The sequence below is a fragment of the Kribbella sp. CCNWLW201 genome, assembly GCF_037203805.1.
Taxonomy (GTDB): Bacteria; Actinomycetota; Actinomycetes; order Propionibacteriales; family Kribbellaceae; genus Kribbella.
Genome location: NZ_JBBCBQ010000001.1, coordinates 1745654 through 1761111, shown reverse-complemented (window position 1 = coordinate 1761111; position 15458 = coordinate 1745654). Strand labels below are relative to the sequence as shown.

At 67.8% G+C, this 15458-nt stretch carries 18 protein-coding genes; 9 read left to right on the top strand and 9 right to left on the bottom strand.

Annotated elements, in window-relative coordinates; genetic code table 11:
- Nucleotides 1-4 precede the first annotated feature (4 nt).
- Nucleotides 5-1030 (top strand): LacI family DNA-binding transcriptional regulator, encoded by a 1026-nt coding sequence (locus V9K99_RS08490; RefSeq protein WP_337322931.1) that lies wholly within the window; start codon nt 5-7, stop codon nt 1028-1030.
- A 197-nt stretch (nt 1031-1227) separates the two neighbouring features.
- Here V9K99_RS08490 and V9K99_RS08485 read toward each other — a convergent pair whose 3' ends face one another.
- The 4 genes from V9K99_RS08485 to V9K99_RS08470 form a co-directional block, all read right to left on the bottom strand.
- Nucleotides 1228-1785, bottom strand: a complete 558-nt coding sequence (locus V9K99_RS08485) for a BON domain-containing protein (protein ID WP_337322932.1) — start codon at nt 1783-1785, stop codon at nt 1228-1230.
- A 62-nt stretch (nt 1786-1847) separates the two neighbouring features.
- Entirely contained in the window at nt 1848-2825 is a 978-nt protein-coding gene (locus V9K99_RS08480; protein ID WP_337322933.1) for an aldo/keto reductase, read from the bottom strand.
- 71 nt (nt 2826-2896) lie between these two features.
- A complete protein-coding gene (locus V9K99_RS08475; protein WP_337322934.1) occupies nt 2897-3547 on the bottom strand; it encodes a hypothetical protein in 651 nt (216 codons plus the stop codon).
- Between the two features lie 67 nt (nt 3548-3614).
- A complete protein-coding gene (locus V9K99_RS08470) occupies nt 3615-4007 on the bottom strand; it encodes a VOC family protein (protein ID WP_337322935.1) in 393 nt (130 codons plus the stop codon).
- Nucleotides 4008-4114: 107 nt separating this feature from the next.
- On the opposite strand from V9K99_RS08470, the gene V9K99_RS08465 reads away from it, so the two are divergent.
- The 4 genes from V9K99_RS08465 to V9K99_RS08450 are packed head-to-tail and all read left to right on the top strand — an operon-like array spanning nt 4115 to nt 7943.
- Nucleotides 4115-4399 carry a discoidin domain-containing protein gene (locus V9K99_RS08465; RefSeq protein ID WP_337322936.1) on the top strand — a complete coding sequence of 95 codons (285 nt, stop codon included), beginning with the start codon at nt 4115-4117 and terminating at the stop codon, nt 4397-4399.
- 15 nt (nt 4400-4414) lie between these two features.
- Entirely contained in the window at nt 4415-5701 is a 1287-nt protein-coding gene (locus V9K99_RS08460) for a fibronectin type III domain-containing protein (protein ID WP_337336384.1), read from the top strand.
- 14 nt (nt 5702-5715) lie between these two features.
- Nucleotides 5716-6969 (top strand): MFS transporter, encoded by a 1254-nt coding sequence (locus V9K99_RS08455; protein ID WP_337322937.1) that lies wholly within the window; start codon nt 5716-5718, stop codon nt 6967-6969.
- The gene (locus V9K99_RS08450; protein WP_337322938.1) at nt 6966-7943 is read left to right on the top strand and encodes a TolB family protein; all 978 of its coding nucleotides are present in this window, start codon (nt 6966-6968) and stop codon (nt 7941-7943) included. The genes V9K99_RS08455 and V9K99_RS08450 overlap by 4 nt, the downstream gene beginning before the upstream one ends.
- 260 nt (nt 7944-8203) lie before the next feature.
- Here V9K99_RS08450 and V9K99_RS08445 read toward each other — a convergent pair whose 3' ends face one another.
- Together V9K99_RS08445 and V9K99_RS08440 are read right to left on the bottom strand one after the other, a co-directional pair.
- A complete protein-coding gene (locus V9K99_RS08445; protein ID WP_337322939.1) occupies nt 8204-8713 on the bottom strand; it encodes an SRPBCC domain-containing protein in 510 nt (169 codons plus the stop codon).
- Nucleotides 8710-9282: a TetR/AcrR family transcriptional regulator gene (locus V9K99_RS08440; RefSeq protein WP_337322940.1), complete on the bottom strand. Its 573-nt coding sequence runs from the start codon at nt 9280-9282 to the stop codon at nt 8710-8712. The genes V9K99_RS08445 and V9K99_RS08440 overlap by 4 nt, the downstream gene beginning before the upstream one ends.
- A 126-nt stretch (nt 9283-9408) precedes the next feature.
- Here V9K99_RS08440 and V9K99_RS08435 point away from each other — a divergent pair, with 126 nt between their 5' ends.
- Genes V9K99_RS08435 through V9K99_RS08420 form a run of 4 tightly spaced genes read left to right on the top strand, consistent with a single transcriptional unit; the run spans nt 9409 to nt 12994 of the window.
- The gene (locus V9K99_RS08435; RefSeq protein ID WP_337322941.1) at nt 9409-10656 is read left to right on the top strand and encodes an MFS transporter; all 1248 of its coding nucleotides are present in this window, start codon (nt 9409-9411) and stop codon (nt 10654-10656) included.
- The gene (locus tag V9K99_RS08430; RefSeq protein ID WP_337322942.1) at nt 10592-11266 is read left to right on the top strand and encodes a class I SAM-dependent methyltransferase; all 675 of its coding nucleotides are present in this window, start codon (nt 10592-10594) and stop codon (nt 11264-11266) included. The genes V9K99_RS08435 and V9K99_RS08430 overlap by 65 nt, the downstream gene beginning before the upstream one ends.
- A gap of 19 nt (nt 11267-11285) precedes the next feature.
- Nucleotides 11286-11759 carry a MarR family winged helix-turn-helix transcriptional regulator gene (locus V9K99_RS08425; protein ID WP_337322943.1) on the top strand — a complete coding sequence of 158 codons (474 nt, stop codon included), beginning with the start codon at nt 11286-11288 and terminating at the stop codon, nt 11757-11759.
- Nucleotides 11756-12994: an MFS transporter gene (locus tag V9K99_RS08420; RefSeq protein WP_337322944.1), complete on the top strand. Its 1239-nt coding sequence runs from the start codon at nt 11756-11758 to the stop codon at nt 12992-12994. Before V9K99_RS08425 ends, V9K99_RS08420 begins: the two co-directional genes overlap by 4 nt.
- Nucleotides 12995-13078: 84 nt before the next feature.
- Here V9K99_RS08420 and V9K99_RS08415 read toward each other — a convergent pair whose 3' ends face one another.
- The 3 genes from V9K99_RS08415 to V9K99_RS08405 are packed head-to-tail and all read right to left on the bottom strand — an operon-like array spanning nt 13079 to nt 15444.
- Entirely contained in the window at nt 13079-14041 is a 963-nt protein-coding gene (locus V9K99_RS08415) for a formylglycine-generating enzyme family protein (RefSeq protein WP_337322945.1), read from the bottom strand.
- A gap of 43 nt (nt 14042-14084) precedes the next feature.
- On the bottom strand, nt 14085-14951 hold the full coding sequence (locus tag V9K99_RS08410; protein ID WP_337322946.1) for an LLM class flavin-dependent oxidoreductase: 867 nt from the start codon (nt 14949-14951) through the stop codon (nt 14085-14087).
- Nucleotides 14952-14991: 40 nt separating this feature from the next.
- Nucleotides 14992-15444 carry a GNAT family N-acetyltransferase gene (locus V9K99_RS08405; protein WP_337322947.1) on the bottom strand — a complete coding sequence of 151 codons (453 nt, stop codon included), beginning with the start codon at nt 15442-15444 and terminating at the stop codon, nt 14992-14994.
- Between the last annotated feature and the right edge of the window lie 14 nt (nt 15445-15458).

Sequence of the window (15458 nt, the reverse complement as noted above, 5' to 3'; positions counted from 1 at the left end):
GACCATGAAGAAGGCATCCACCGTGGTGACGATGGCCGATGTGGCGCGGTCCGCGGGGGTGTCCACGATGACCGTTTCGAACGTGATCAACGGGCGGCCGCGCGTCGGCGCGGCGACCCGGGAGCGGGTGCTGGCCGCGATCAGCGACCTCGGGTACCAGGTCAACCTGGCCGCCCGGCACCTGCGCGCGGGCCGGACCGGCGTGGTCGGGCTCGCGGTTCCGGAGCTCGAGCGCCCGTACTTCGGCCAGTTGGCCGGCCGGCTCGCGGACCGGTTCGAGGCGCACGGGCTGCGGATCGTGATGGAGCGCACCGGAGGCGGCCGCGAGGGTGAGCTGGACGCGGTCGCGTTCTCCCGGCTGCGGATGTACGACGGCCTGATCCTCAGCGTGGTGGACATCGACCCGGCCGAGCTGACCCAGATCCGTACCGACGCGCCGGTGGTGATGATCGGTGAGCGGGCCCTGCCGTCGCGGTTCGACCACGTGATGATGGACAACGTCGACGGTGCCCGCCAGGCGACCGCGCACATGCTCGCCACCGGCGCCCGGCGCATCGCCATGCTCGGCGGCAACCCCGACTGGGTGGCCAACATGCCGGCCCTGCGGGCCGAGGGCTACGCGGTGGCCCACACCGAGGCCGGCGTACCGATGGATCCCGAACTGATCGTCCGGTGCAATTTCACCTTGCAGGAGGGGTACGACGCGATCCGGTCGCTGGTCGATCGCGGGATCGCCTTCGACGCCGTGTTCGCCCTGACCGATGTGGTTGCCATGGGCGCCCTTCGGTCCCTGGCCGATGCCGGGCTGCGGGTGCCGGACGACGTCCAGGTGGTCGGCTTCGACGACATCGACGAGGCGCCGTACCTGATCCCGTCGCTGTCCACGGTGAACCCCGGGCACGAGGAGATGGCCGACCTGATCACGTCGCTGCTCGTCGCCCAGATCAGCGGCGGCCCGACCGGCGACCCGAAGGAACTGATCGTGCCCGCCGAACTGGTCCAGCGCGGTACGACCAAACCGGCCGGCTGACCGCACAACAGACCTCATCAGGACTCCCGGGGGTGGGGTGTTCCTCAGAGGTATATCGATAAACCTAATCAGACGGCAAGAGATCGCGTCCGGCGAATTTCTGACCGCCGGGATCAGCTCGGGGTGGGATCCAGGCGTGGCTCAGCCCGGCGCCGCCGCGGTTGGCGAGAGCGCCGGGCTGGTTCTAGGGGGTGGTGTCAGTTGGTCATGTGGGGGCGCTTGGTGCGTCCCTTTCCCTGCAGTGTGGGTACGTCGCCCGGCTCGTCATGGACCGTCCATTGGGCGTCCACGTCCTTCACGCCGGGGATTCGTTTCACCGCGTGCCGAGCCTGCTTCTCCTCGTCCGCGAGCACGTCGCCGACCAGCGTCACGGTTCCGTTGTCGACCCGGACCTGCACAGCGTGCGCGTGGCTCACCATCCGCCCGAGCTCGGCCCGGACCCGGTCGTGCAGGACGGAGTCGTCGGTCCACCGGCCGGTGACTCGGTAGCGGGCGGCCATCGCCATCCCGCGGCCGCGGTTCGTCATGTCCTTGGACAGGCCGTTGAGATTGCTCATCCCGTGCGCGGCGTGTGCGGACTTGTCCCGCAGCTTGGCTCGTCTGGCGCGGCCGCGCTCCGGGTCCATCAGGTACTCGGTCACCATCCCGGCACAGATGCCGGCAACGGTCAGCCCGGCGGTCTTGAGGAACGGATGCCCGTGATCCTGCACCGCGATACCGCGGCGCCGGGTACTGCGGTCGACGATCAGTCGCATCTTCTCTCACCCTCTCGGTGGTTGCTCACCGTTCGGGTACCCAATCGCACGCAGGGGATTCATCACCGCCCGAGCAGCGTCGCGATCTCCGCCATCTGGTCGTCCCGCAACGGGCCGAACTCCATCGCCCGCGCGTTCTCCTCGGCTTGCGCGACGGTCCGGAAACCCGGGATCGGAATCGTCCGCGGGCTGCGAGCCCACAACCAGGCGAGCGCACCCTGCGCCAACGTCCGGCCGTCGCTCTCCAGCAGGTCGCGGATCGCCGACACCTTCTCGGCCCATTCCGGAGTGGGTACGCCGCCCTTGTCGAAGTACCGGAGCCAGGCCGGGGGAAGGGTGCGGATGTCTGCACCGGTGGCCGGCTGGTTCGAGTTGCGGCGACCGAGAAGGCCCATACCCAAAGGCGTTCTGTTCACGCTCGCGAGATCCGCGCTCTCGCAGAGTGCGAACATCTCCGGCGCGTCGTGCAGGACGCTGGCCTCGTGCTGCACCGCCGCGCAGTGCTCGCCCTCGGCGAAGAACGCCGCACTGCTGACGGTGTCCGTGCTCCAGGCGTAGCTGCGGATCAGTCCTTCCCGGACGAGATCCTCGCAGGCCTCGCGCAACGGCAGCGCGACCTCGTTGGTCGTGTCGCAGTGCAGCTGATAGAGGTCGATGTAGTCGGTCCCGAGCCGGTCGAGCGACGCCCGCACCGCCTTGTGCACGTACTCGGCCGACTTGTCCTGGTGGTGCATGACCGCAGTCGACTCGTCGAACGTGTTACCCCACTTGGTCGCGATGACCACCTGGTCCCGCATCCCCTCGAGCGCCTTGCCCAACACCCGTTCGCTGTGCCCGGCGCCGTACACATCGGCCGTGTCGAAGAACGTCACCCCGAGTTCGACGGCCCGGCGGATCGCCCGGACCGACTCGTCGTCGTCGACCTCACCCCACCCCAGTGGATCCCCGGCCGGATTCGTGAACGGCCCGCCGATCGCCCAGCACCCGAACCCGACCGGGCTGACTTCAGTACCAACTCGTCCCAACGCACGTTTCTGCATACTCCGAGCCAACCAGCGTCAGAGTCATCCGTCCAATGCATCTTTTCCACACAGTTGATGCGTGGGTGACATCAACTCGAGAGGCGTGCGCGGAGGTCCGGGTAGGAGTACGACGGGAACAGTGTCGACAGCCGCTCGAAGGCGGCCGTCAGGTTGTCCACGTGCCAACCGAATCGAGGGGCGCGCAGGTTGACCCCGGTGAACAAGTACTGCCAGCCGAAGGCACCCTTCGTTGCCAGGGCGGCCTCGAGGTACTCGTCGTACTCGAGGTCGAGTCGTCCGAGGAAGGATCGTGAGTTGTCGTAGAACCAGAGCTCTGGCGCGCTGCCGGGACTCGTGATCCGCAGTCCGGTCGCCGTACCCATGCCGGCGTACGGCTGCTCGTCGATGATCACCAGGCTCGCCAAGACTCGCCGCTCCGAAGGAGTCAGGGTCTGATCCCACAGTGGCGGCCGGAATCGCGACAACACGAGGGCGAGGTTCTTGAGGCAGATCTCGCCGGCTGCTTCCCCGCCACCCGGCGTTTGCCAGGCCGCGTGGACGCGTTCTACTCCGAGGTCGTACGGCAGGAGCTCGCCGAGGACGGCAGCGGAGAAGTGTTTCGCCAGGACCTCGCGCGCATCCGGGAACTTCACGCCCGCGTCGGCCGGCCCGATCTCCACGAGGAGTTCGTCGCGTCCGCTCAGTTCCTGGAGTACGGCGGCACAGCGGGCGGCGAACATGGTCCTCCAATGATGCGGCAGGCGATCATGCCAGACCCTAGGTGCGCCGGAGGGTCACGGTGCCATGTCACTCGACGCCGGTGACCTTTCCGTGAGAGTCGGTGGTGTAGAGGCCCTTGGACAGATCCAGAATCACGAGGGTGTTGCCGAACGGATCCTCGACGACGGCGCATCGTCCGACGGGGACATCGAAGGGTGCCGAGACCAGTCGGCCGCCCTTGCTCGCGATCTGTTCGGCGGCTTCGTCGGCTGAGCTCACCAGCCAGGTTGGGGCGTAGTCGAGGGCTGTGCTGAGGACGATCTCGGTGTCGCTGTCCGGCAGGCGGAGGCCGGCCTGGTTGATCTCGTCGTTCCGCCACAGCAACTCGTGGCCGAGTTGGTCCCGGTAGAAGTCCAGGCCGGTGTCGAGGTCGGGCACCCGGATCGTCACGGCGTCGACCTTGCGCAGTAGTCCCATCATGACCGCAAACCTGCCGTGAGTGACGTCCAGGTGTCGAGGGGGTGGACGGTTCCGCAACTGATAGGTAACCTTCCTAACAATTACTCCGCCCGCCCCCGGAGGTTCTGATGAAGTTTCGCTGGATGAGTGTTGTGCTGCCCGTCGTCCTGGTCGGCGCCGTCAGTGGATCGGCCGCGGATGCGCAGCCGGCCGCGGATGTGCTGCTGTCACAGCGACAACCGGTTGTTGTCTCGAGCATCGAAGCGGAGACGTTGACCGGTGACCGTGCGGTCGACGGGAGTACGTCGACCCGCTGGGCCAGTGCCGAAGGCGTCGATCCACAGTGGATCAAGGTCGATCTCGGTCAGCCGGCGACCGTACGGCGGGTGAAGCTCAGCTGGGAGGCCGCCTAAACGAAGGCCTACCGGATCGAGATCTCCGACGACGGCACTACCTTCCGCAGGGTCAAGGAAGTTGCTGACGGCAATGGCAGTACCGACGACCTGACCGGCCTTGAGGCGCACGGGCGCTATGTCCGTCTCGTCGGCACCAAACGCGGCACGTCGTACGGCTACTCGCTCTGGGAACTCCAGGTCTACGGCACGAAGGACTCCACCGGCGACACCCAGCCGCCGAGCACACCCACCGGACTCAAGGCGACCGGCGTCACCGCGACCTCGGCCGCCCTCAGTTGGACCGCTTCGACCGACAACGTCGGAGTCAGCGGGTACGACGTACTCCGCAACGACACGGTGGTCGCGTCCACGTCGACCGCTTTCTACAACGACACCGGTCTGACAGCCAACACGTCGTACAAGTATGCGATCCGTGCTCGCGATCTTGCCGGCAACCAGTCGGCGCCGAGTACACCGCTCACGATCACGACAAGCCCCGGCGGCACCGGCCAGTTCGTCCTCGCGGCCGCCGGTGACATCGCGGCCCAGTGCACGCCCGACGACTCGACCTGCGTGCACCCCAAGACCGCGCGTTTGGTCGAGGCGATGAAGCCGGCCGCGGTGCTGACCATGGGCGACAACCAGTACGACGACGCGCACCTGTCGGACTTCCGGAACTACTACGACAAGTCCTGGGGCCGGTTCAAGAGCATCACCAAGCCGGTCCCGGGCAACCACGAGACGTACGACGACGTACCGTTCGAGGGTTACCGCAAGTACTTCGGCTCGATCGCGACACCGCAGGGCAAGAACTACTACAGCTGGGACCTCGGCAACTGGCACTTCATCGCGCTCGACTCGAACGACTTCACCACCCATGACAGCCTGGCCGAGCCGCCGCAACTCACCTGGCTCAAACAGGATCTCGCCAAGACCACCAAGGGGTGCGTCGCGGCCTACTACCACCACCCACGCTTCAGCTCCGGCGATCACGGCGACAACCCGGACAGCACTCAGCTGTGGCAGACCCTCGTCGACGCCAAGGTCGACCTGGTGCTCAACGGGCACGACCACCACTACGAGCGCTTCCTGCCGCAGAACGCCGACGGCGATCCCGACCCGAACGGCCCGGTCCAGATCATCGGCGGCACCGGCGGCATGACCCTGTACGACGTCCACGCCGCGCATCCGGCGACGGCCAAGCTGCTGCAGGAGTACGGCGCACTGAAGCTGTCGATGACCGACACGACGTTCAGCAGTCAGCTGATCGGTCTGGACAACACGGTCCTGGACAGCAGCCCGACGTACACCTGTCACTGAAGGGCTGACGGGACATGTATCTCGCCGACACCCGGGCCGCTGGATCAGCGCGGTCGCGCGCCCCGCTGGCCCGGGTGCCCGGGGTGGTTGTTGCCTTGGGCATGGTCAGCCTGGTCACCGACATCTCTGCTGAGATGGTGACCGCGGTCCTGCCGCTCTACCTCGTCTTCGGACTCGGACTCAACCCGTTGCAGTTCGGCCTGCTCGACGGTCTCTATGCCGGTTCGACCGCCGTACTGCGTCTCGTCGGCGGGCACCTGGCCGATCGCTGGCGACGGCTGAAGGCGGTCGCCGGGATCGGGTACGCGCTGTCGGCAGTGTCGAAGCTCGGACTGCTCGCGGCCGGATCGTCGGTGCCGGCGATCGGTGCGGTGCTCGCGGTCGACCGGGCCGGGAAGGGGATTCGGACGGCGCCGCGGGATGCGCTGATCTCGTTGAGCAGTTCGCCCGAGACGATGGGCCGGTCGTTCGGGGTGCACCGGGCGCTCGATACGTGCGGCGCGCTCCTGGGTCCGCTGGTCGCGGCCGCGGTGTTGTGGGCGAGTCTCGGCGACTTCAGCGCGGTCTTCGTGAGCAGCTTCTGCTTGGCGGCATGCGGCGTACTGCTGCTCGTCATGCTGGTCCGCGACCACCCCCATCGGGCGCCGGCCGTCGTGCCAGATGCGGTCGCGCCTGCCGGGGCCACGGGGGTCCCGGTGCGGGCGATGTTCGGTTTGCTGCGGATCGCGGGCTTTCGGCGGTGCTGCGGGTGGGCCGCGGCGCTCGGGCTGTTCACGATCACCGACTCGTTCGTCTACTTGGCTGTGCAGCGTCGGTGGGACGTCGACAGTTCGCTGTTCCCGCTGTTGCCCTTGGGGACGGCCGGAACGTTCCTCCTGCTCGCCGTACCCCTCGGCCGGTTGGGGGACCGGATCGGCCGCTGGAAGGTCTTCATCGCCGGTCACCTCGCGCTGGTCCTCACCCTCCTCCTGGTGTGCGGACCGATCGGCAACTGGTGGCTGGCTCTCGCCCTCCACGGCGCGTTCTACGCCGCGACCGACGGCGTACTCCCAGCCGCAGTGGGGCCGCTATTGCCCGAGCATCTCCGGGCCAGCGGTCTCGCGGTCCTGCAGACCGGGCAGGCGTTGGCCCGGATGACATCGGCCGTCACCGTCGGCCTGCTATGGACCCTGTGGGACATCCGCCTCGCCTTGCTCGCGACGACGGTCGCCCTGCTGACCGTCACGATTGCGGCAGCTGTGATCAAACCTCTGGAGGTACGGCGATGAGGCGGCTGCTCGTCACAGTGATCGGCGTCCTCGCGCTGATCGGCGGTGCCACGACGTATGTGGTCTCGGCCCGTGACGGCGGTGCGACCGAGAACGCGATGTCAGTGATCGTTGATCAAACCCTGGCGCTGGATGGGTCGACGTTGTTCTTCCGGAACCTGGCCGACGGGCCGGAGTCGGGGAAGCTGGCCGCCGTACCGGTTCGTGAGCCGGGCGCGACGCGGCGGGTGGGGGAGTTGCGATGCGATCGGTTCGCCGCTGCCCGTCGTACGGCGATCTGCTTGCGGCTGAAAGCCGGGTCGTTGCCTCCACTCACCGAAATGCTCGTGCTCGACGCTCAGCTGAACGTGCGGCACCGGGAGACGTTGCCGGGGACGCCGAGCCGGGCGCGGGTGTCGCCGGACGGGCGGATCGTGAACTGGACGCTGTTCGTCAGCGGGGACTCGTACGCGGCGACCGGGTTCTCGACCCGGACCGGGCTTTACGAGGTGGACACCGGGCGGTTGGTGAAGAGCATCGAGGAACTACCGGTGTTCGTGGCCGGCCGGCGGTACTTCGCCTCGGACATCAACTACTGGGGGATCACATTCGGTGCCGACGGCAACCGGTTCTACGTGACGCTGGGGAGCAAGGGGAAGACGTACCTGATCGAGGCGGACTACCGCAGCTACCGCGGTACGGCGATCGCCGAGAACGTCGAGTGCCCGTCACTGTCACCGGACGGCAAGCGGATCGCCTACAAACAAAAGGTCTCCGACGGCACCTGGCGCCTGGCCGTCCTCGACCTCACCACCCACCGCATCACCCACCCACCCGAACCCCGCAACCTCGACGACCAACCCCTCTGGCAGAACAACACCACCCTCCTCTACCCCCTCCGCACCCCCTCCGGAACCACCGACATCTGGTCCGTAGGCCTAACGAGCAAGCCCACCATGGTGGTCCCCAACGCCAACACCCCGTCCTTCGGGTGAGGCCGGACGGCAGGCCGCCTGGAGTTGTGGCGATTCCCGGACCTGTGTCACTCACCAACCTCGCTGATTTCCAGTCTGTGTTCGAGCGTGAGCTCCGTGGGATGTGTGCGGTTGGTGAGTGGTGGAGGTTCGCCAGCGGACGGGATCCGCGACGTCAAGCCGCCCCGAAGGCTTCGCGTCCCTTGGTGCGAACCGCCAGCATGGCGCCGTCAACCACATGAACCCGAGCGAGAGCGTCGATCATCACGATCCCCTCGTCGTCAACGGGTGGTGGCGCGGGTGGCGAGGGCTTGGTTCATGGCGGTGAACTGGGGCTCGATCGTCTTTGTCAGCATGGACTTGGTGAACGGGATCGCCGCGCCGCGGAAGGTCTCCTCGTGGATCAGGCGGGTGCGGCCGCCCGGGAGTTCCTCGAGGCGGAACGCGTGCTCGCCGTCGAAGATGCCGCCGAACGCGATCCTGCCGATCCAGCGGAGCTCCTTGTTCGGTACGACGGCGAGGAGTTCGGGGGTGAACGTGGTCTCCTTGCCCTGGGTGTCGCGCAGGACGTTGGTGATCGTCGTACCGGCTGTCAGCTCGCCGGTCGAAGAGATGATGAACGGGTTCCACTCCGGGTACGCCTCGCGGTCGGCGAGCACCTTCCAGACCTGCTCCGGGGTCGCGTCCACCTCGATCTCGGTGTGCAGGACGAACGGTTGGACGATCGTGTAGACCGTGTAGCCGGCGACCAGGCCGACGATGGCGCCGATGGCAAGCAAAACCTTCTTCATGACTGCTCCAGAGCGGGTCCGAGGGTGCTGAGTACCAGTTCCCTCACGTAGGCGGAAGTGATCGGCTCTCCAGTGATGAGAAGCCGGTAGTACAGCGGGCCGACGAGTTGGTCGACCAACACGGCGGGGGAGGCGTGCCCGGGGATGATCCCGTCCTCCTGGGCTTGCGCGACGACCGCGGTGACGGCGGCGTGCCGCTCGCCCCAGAGCGTGCGGACGCTCTCGCCGACCCGCGGTTCGCGAGCGGCGGCTGCGGCCAGGTCGGCGATCAGGGTCGTCGGTACGGCGGTCAGTGTCGAAGCGACCGCGGAAACGAGGTCGGTGAGGTCGTGCCGTGGATCGCCGCTCGGCTCGAACGGCACGGAAGCGCGCAGGCCGGCGATCATCGCGATCACCAGCTCGGCCTTGCTCGGCCACCGCCGGTAGATCGTGGTCTTCGCGACCCCGGCCCGATCCGCGACCCGGTCGACCGACATCCCGTCGTACCCCCGCAGCCGCATCTCACCCATGGCGGCCTCGAGCACCCGTCCCTCCACCCCCGCATCCCGCGGCCGCCCACGCCCCACCATCGTCCACCTCATTCCGCTACTCCAGTGTCGAAAAGAAGATAACCCAGGCGGGCCGATTTACGCAACTGCAGTAGCGAATAAGAATCACTGCCATAACTTGTCAGTGATTGGTGGGAGCGTGGTCAAGTGCTCAGATCTCATCGGCTGCTGTTGCCGGCGGCCTTCATCACGTCTCTTGGAAACAACATTCAGTTGATCGGTGCCGCGTTGCTGCTGGTGCAGGCGCGCGGCTCGATGCTGGATGTCGGCTGGCTGTTCATCGCGGTGGCGGTGCCGCAGGCGCTGTTGTCGCCGTACTTCGGTCGGCTCGCGGACCGCTTCGACCGGCGGCGATTGTGGGTGGGGTGCGATGTGGTGAGTGCCGTCGCCGCGCTCTGCCTTCCGGTCGGGCTCGCGGTCGGCGCGCCACAGCAGACCCTGGTCTACGCCAGCAACTTCGCGCTGGCGGTCGTCGCTGCGCTGTTCGTTCCGGCGAGTGCGGCATTAGTGCGGGAGCGGGTGCCCGCACCGGAGTTGCGGCGTTTCAACGCCCACTACGAGATCTCGATGCAATGCGGCATGTTGCTCTCGGCATCGGTCGGCGGATTCGCCTTGCAGTACTTCGGTTCCACGCCGCTGTTCGTGTTCAACGCCCTCACGTTCGTTGCCTCGGCCGTGCTGGTGCTTGCGGTCGGACGCACGACCCGCAAGACCGTTCCGGTAGAGGAGTTGCGTCCGGCAAGCACGCCGAGCCGTCAGCACCTTCCTCTAGGTGCGCTCGCACTGCTCTACGGTCAAGGGCTCGTGGTGGTCACGGTGTTCAACGCCTTGTTGCCGGTGCTCATCGTCGGTGAATGGCATCGCGGTGCGGCGGTCGTCGGCATTGTCGACGCGCTGGGTGGTGCCGGGTTCCTGCTGGCCGCGGTGGTCTATCGGCGTACCGCCGTACGGTTCGGAGATTTGCGAGTGGCGCTGGTCGGGTTCGTTGCCTGCAATGCGTTGCTGATGCTGCAGCCGTTGTTCGGGGTCAGCGTGTTGATGGGGCTCGTCCTGGTCGGCGCGTTCGTCTTCGGGCAGGCACGGATCGCGACGCGGTCGTTGCTGATGACGTCGGTCGAGGAGTCTCGGGTCGGCCATGCGTTCGGGGTCGCCAACGGGTACGGGCTCGCGGCCACGGTCGTGGTGATGCTGATCGCGTCGGTCGTCACCGGTCGCACCGACACCCGCTACGGCTTCGCGACTCTCGTCGCCATCAGCATCAGCGCCGCCGTCCTGGCTGCCATCTGGATCCGCCGGTCAACCTTTCACCGCCGTACTGAGTCTCACGAGCATGAAGCGGGCACAGTCGTTCGATCATCTGGCCGAGCAGTACGACCGGCTGGGGGAGTTGACTGACGACGCGGTCGCCGACTGGCTGCCGACCGTCCTGCCGGAACGCCGGCGCCGCGCCATCGATCTCGGCTGCGGCGCCGGCCGGCATGCGGTGATCCTGGCCGACTACTTCGACCAGGTCGACGCGATCGACCTCTCCGGCCCGATGATCCGGCTGGCTCGCCGCAAACGCCCGCGCTCGAATGTCAGCTATCTCGAGTCCGACATCCTCGACGTCGCCGGGCAGTACGACTTCGTCACCAGTTCGGCGACCCTGCATCACGTCACGGACCTGCCCGCCGTACTGCGGCACATTCGTAGCCTGGTCTCCGTCGGTGGTCGCGCGGCTCTGGCCGACACGGTGTCCCCGCGGCCGGCCAATCCGCGCTGGTGGCTGTACGGCGGTGAGGTCCGCAAGCTGGCCCGGAATCTGGCCCGGCGGAGAGCCAACGCCTGGGAGATCTTCCGATTGTCGACAGGTGAGTGGCTCGACCACCGGGTCAGCGACCGCTACCTGAGCCGCGCCGGGTTCGAGCAGGTCTACGGGCCGGCCTTCCCGGGTGGGCGGTTCATCCGGGTCGGCAGCCAGCACTGCGTGCTCTGGGATCGGCCCAGTCTGACAGGACTTATATAAGTGCTGTTATGATGCGGTCATGGACGATCCGACCGAACAGAGTCAGTGGCGGGCCCTGCATCAGTTGCTGGCGCGGATGGATGCGGAGATCGCGCAGATCTACACCGAGCGTCAGGTCAAGGGGCTCAAGCCGAGCTATGTGATGGAGCTGCTCCGGCTGCATGCGAAAGGCCCGATGACGATCACCGAGCTGGCCGAGTCGGTGGGCCGGACCCATTCGGCTCTCAGCCAGAAGGTCTCGGCGATGCGCACGGCCGGGCTGGTCCGGACCGTGCCGGGGACCGATGCCCGCAGCAAGAAGGTCGCCCTGACCGCCAAGGCCAAGGGCATCGTCGAGCTGCTGGCGGCCGAGTGGCGATCCACCGAGGCGGCGATCACCGAACTCGAGGCCGAGCTCCCGTATCCGATGACCCAGGTGGTCCGCGACGTCGAGGAGGCCCTGGCCCGTAAGAGCTTCCACGACCGCATCGCCGAGAAGCTCGAACAGAAATGAGTGCCAGGCACGCGTTCATCGACCTGGAACCGTTGCGGGCTTCGCGGGTGTTCCGGCGGCTGTGGGTCGGTCAGGTGTTGTCGACGTTCGGTGGGCAGCTCGCGTTCGTCGCGGTGATGTTCCAGGTGTGGGACCAGACGTCGAGTGCGGCGTGGACCGGGGCGGTCGGGCTGTCGCAGGCGTTGCCGCTGATCCTGCTCGGCCTCTTCGCGGGTGCGGCGGTGGATCGGGTCGAGCGGCGGCGGTTCTACTTGATGACGATCAGCGGGCAGATCGTCGTCTCCGCGCTGATGGCGAGCCAGCTGGTGATCGGGCCGGTGCCGGTCGGCGTACTGCTCGGCCTCGTCGCCGCGCAGGCTGCATTCGGGGCCGCGGGTGGGCCGGTGGCGCGGACAGTTCTTCCCCAGTTGCTCCCGCGCGAGTTGCTCGCCGGCGGGATCGCGCTCAACCGGATCTCGTTCCAGGGCGCGATGCTGATCGGGCCCGCGCTCGGCGGACTGATCGTGAATGCGTGGGGCGTCGGCGTCTGCTACCTGATCGACTGCCTGAGCTTCCTTGCCGCCTTGTACGGCGTGCTCGGGCTGCCGAAGATGCGGGTCGAAGCCGTCACCCGGCCGGGGCTTCGTGGGGTGCGGGACGGGCTGGCGTTCGTGGTGTCGACGCCGGTGATCCGGGGAGCGCTGATCACGGATCTCGCGGTCACGGTGTTGTCGATGCCGGTCAGCCTGTTCCCGGTGATCAACGCCGAGCGGTTCGGCAACGATCCACGGACGCTGGGATTGTTCCTGACCGCGATCGCAGTCGGCGGAGTGGCAGCGTCGGTCCTGTCCGGTTCGTTCACCCGGTTGCCGCGACCCGGCGTCGTGATGCTGGTCGGCTCGGCCGGTTGGGGGATTGCCCTTGCCTTCTTCGCCTTCTCGCCCACACCCTGGGTCGCCTTGGCCTTCCTCGCGCTGGCCGGCGCGGCCGACACCGTTTCGGTCGTCTCCCGCAGCACGATCGTCCAGCTGCACACGCCCAACGAACTCCTCGGCCGCGTCAGCGCCGCCGAACAGATCGTCGGTCAGGCCGGCCCCGACCTCGGCAACCTCCGCGGCGGCCTCGTCGCCCAGGTCTCGTCACCCTTCATCGCACTGACCTCAGGCGCCCTCCTGTGCATCACCGCCGTCGCCGCCGTGGCCGCTACCACCCCCGGGCTCCGCACAACCACGACCCGCGTACCGACGAACGGGTAGTAGTCGGTCTGCTCGGGCATGCCCGGGGGCGTTCAGGCGGGGGCAAGTCGGATCGACCCGACCACTACCCGTTGGTCGGTACGGTCAGATTGGCGCGGGCAAGGACACGGTGCGGAAGCCGGCGTTGCCCATCGAGGACTCCGGGGTGTTCGACGAGCGGGCGGCGTTGCGGTAGCGGTTGCAGTACGAGTCGTGGCACAGGTACGAGCCGCCGCGCATCACCCGGGCCGCGCCGAGGGATGGGCCGCGCGGGTCCTCGTCCGGGGAGAACTTGTAGTACCGCGGGCCGAACCAGTCCGCGCACCACTCCCACACGTTGCCGACCGTCTGCCACAGTCCGTAGCCATTCGGCTCGAAGGTCCGCACCGGCGCCGTGGTGAGGAAGCCGTCCTCGAGGTCGTTGCGCTCCGGGAAGACGCCCTGCCAGATATTGCAGCGCCACTCGCCGTCGTCGCCGATCAACTCGTCGCCCCACGGATACCGCGCGCCCTCGAGACCACCCCGGGATGCGTACTCCCACTCGGCCTCCGTCGGCAAGCGCCGGCCGGCCCACGAGCAGTACGCGACCGCGTCGTTCCAGCTCACGTGTACGACGGGATGGTCGTCGAGCCCGTCGAGATCGGACCGCCCGCCACCCGGATGCCGCCAGTCCGCACCGCGTACGCCGGCCCACCACGGCACCCCGGACGCAGGCCCCATCAGGTCACCCGGATCCGCTTGCAGGGCCAGGTGGAAGACAGCCGAGAACCCGAAGATCTCCGCCTCGGTCCGATACCCGGTGTCGTCGACGAACCGTGCGAAGTCGCTGTTGGTCACCGACGTCGCGTCGATGCTGAACGGCTGGATCCGCACCTGGTGGATCGGCACCTCGCCATCACCAGGATTGCCGTCCCCGTAGCCGTCACCCATCGCGAACACGCCACCGTCCAGCACGATCTGCTCGACCCCGTGCGCCCCGGTCGAGGCGGCCGGAGCCGGCGGCGGCGTGGAACCGATCCCGACCACGGGCCGAGACGGCGCGCAGCAGGACGGCTGTTCGTCGTTCATGCCCTCAGCATCTCAAGCCGTCGGATCGGAAGACCGGCAGGGCTCAGATGCTGGGCGGGCCCTGTTCGATGCGGCGGAGGACGGGGTCGAGGCGGTAGAAGTCCGTGCCCCGGAGGAGCTGGCGTTCGTCCCACCAGGTCGCGCCGGCCTCGGCCAGCGGCTCGATCACGCCGCGGTAGTCGGCCGGGTCACTGATCCCGCCGACGATGACGTCGTACGGCGTGTCAGCGGCCTCGTCGCCGCGGAGTCCGCGCAGGTAGCCCATCAGCTCGCGGAGCTCCTCGACCGGCGGGGCGACGCCGTGGTTCGCGTCCAGGAACAGCGGTACGGCGCCGTCCCAGCGCGCGGCCCGTCGCATCGGGGTCTTGCGCGGCCAGTAGCCGGCGATCCAGACCGGCGGCCGCGGCCGCTGCACAGTTGCCGGCAGCAACGTCACGTCATCGACGCGGTAGTGGCGGCCGTCGTGGTTGACGGTGTCCCCGGACCAGTACTGCGCCAGGAGCTCGAGCCCCTCGTCGAGCTTCTCGGCCAGCACCTTCGGATCGGTTTCGTCGCCGAAACTGCCGAACTCGTCGTCGATCGGACCACCCAGCCCCGCACCGAAGATGACCCGGCCGCCGCTCATCGAGTCCAGCGTCGCGACCTGCCGCGCGAGCTGCTCCGGCCGCCGCCGCGCCACCGGCGTCACCAGCGGACCGAGCATGATCCGCGAGGTCGCCAGCGCGGCCGCCGTCAGCAGCATCCAGGGATCGCCGAACGGCTGACCCTGCCGCTGTTTCTTGCTGTGGACCACATGGTCCCAGATGAACAGCCCGTCCCACCCCGCCTCCTCAGCCGTCTGCGCCACCCGCGCAACGGTCCGGGCATCCGCGAAGTCACCGAAGTTGGGAATGTTGATCGAGAAGCGCACCCCCGCATCCTCCCCTCTCCCACCCCGCCCGGCAATCCGGTTATCCGGGCAGCGGCTCTAGGCGCAGCTCGATGAAGGGGATGGTGTCGCCCGGGAGTAGGTAGGTCTCGACCTCGGTGAAGCCGTGGGACTTGGCGAACTGCAGGCCGTCCTCGTTGGTCGCGAGGATGTGCGTCTCGATGCCTTCGCGGCTGAGTTCGCGACCGCGGGCGAGGCTGCGCTCGTAGATCGCCGAGCCGTAGCCCTGCCGCCGGTGTTCCGGCAGCACCCGGGCGATCACGGTCGCCGCCGTGGTCTCGTCCGATGGCGGCCGCACGGTCGAGCAGCCGACCAGGACCCCACCGGCGTACGCGACCTCGAGCACGTGGTGCTTGGCCCGCTCCCGGATCTCGTCGACGGACAACGGTGCGGTCGGGATGATCTCGTTGTGCACCCGCTGCCAGTCCAGCATGGTCGCGTCATCGCTCACCGGCACGATCCGAAGCTCATTCACGGCCGAAGTCTAGT

What these genes read in the sequence shown, in the direction of transcription:
- V9K99_RS08420 (WP_337322944.1), top strand. Translation starts at nt 11,756, where the DNA reads ATGAGTGCCAGGCACGCGTTCATCGACCTGGAACCGTTGCGGGCTTCG.
- V9K99_RS08480 (WP_337322933.1), bottom strand. Translation starts at nt 2,825, where the DNA reads ATGCAGAAACGTGCGTTGGGACGAGTTGGTACTGAAGTCAGCCCGGTC.
- V9K99_RS08425 (WP_337322943.1), top strand. Translation starts at nt 11,286, where the DNA reads ATGGACGATCCGACCGAACAGAGTCAGTGGCGGGCCCTGCATCAGTTG.
- V9K99_RS08415 (WP_337322945.1), bottom strand. Translation starts at nt 14,041, where the DNA reads ATGAACGACGAACAGCCGTCCTGCTGCGCGCCGTCTCGGCCCGTGGTC.
- V9K99_RS08465 (WP_337322936.1), top strand. Translation starts at nt 4,115, where the DNA reads ATGAAGTTTCGCTGGATGAGTGTTGTGCTGCCCGTCGTCCTGGTCGGC.
- V9K99_RS08455 (WP_337322937.1), top strand. Translation starts at nt 5,716, where the DNA reads ATGTATCTCGCCGACACCCGGGCCGCTGGATCAGCGCGGTCGCGCGCC.
- V9K99_RS08475 (WP_337322934.1), bottom strand. Translation starts at nt 3,547, where the DNA reads ATGTTCGCCGCCCGCTGTGCCGCCGTACTCCAGGAACTGAGCGGACGC.
- V9K99_RS08470 (WP_337322935.1), bottom strand. Translation starts at nt 4,007, where the DNA reads ATGATGGGACTACTGCGCAAGGTCGACGCCGTGACGATCCGGGTGCCC.
- V9K99_RS08485 (WP_337322932.1), bottom strand. Translation starts at nt 1,785, where the DNA reads ATGCGACTGATCGTCGACCGCAGTACCCGGCGCCGCGGTATCGCGGTG.
- V9K99_RS08490 (WP_337322931.1), top strand. Translation starts at nt 5, where the DNA reads ATGAAGAAGGCATCCACCGTGGTGACGATGGCCGATGTGGCGCGGTCC.
- V9K99_RS08450 (WP_337322938.1), top strand. Translation starts at nt 6,966, where the DNA reads ATGAGGCGGCTGCTCGTCACAGTGATCGGCGTCCTCGCGCTGATCGGC.
- V9K99_RS08445 (WP_337322939.1), bottom strand. Translation starts at nt 8,713, where the DNA reads ATGAAGAAGGTTTTGCTTGCCATCGGCGCCATCGTCGGCCTGGTCGCC.
- V9K99_RS08440 (WP_337322940.1), bottom strand. Translation starts at nt 9,282, where the DNA reads ATGGTGGGGCGTGGGCGGCCGCGGGATGCGGGGGTGGAGGGACGGGTG.
- V9K99_RS08430 (WP_337322942.1), top strand. Translation starts at nt 10,592, where the DNA reads ATGAAGCGGGCACAGTCGTTCGATCATCTGGCCGAGCAGTACGACCGG.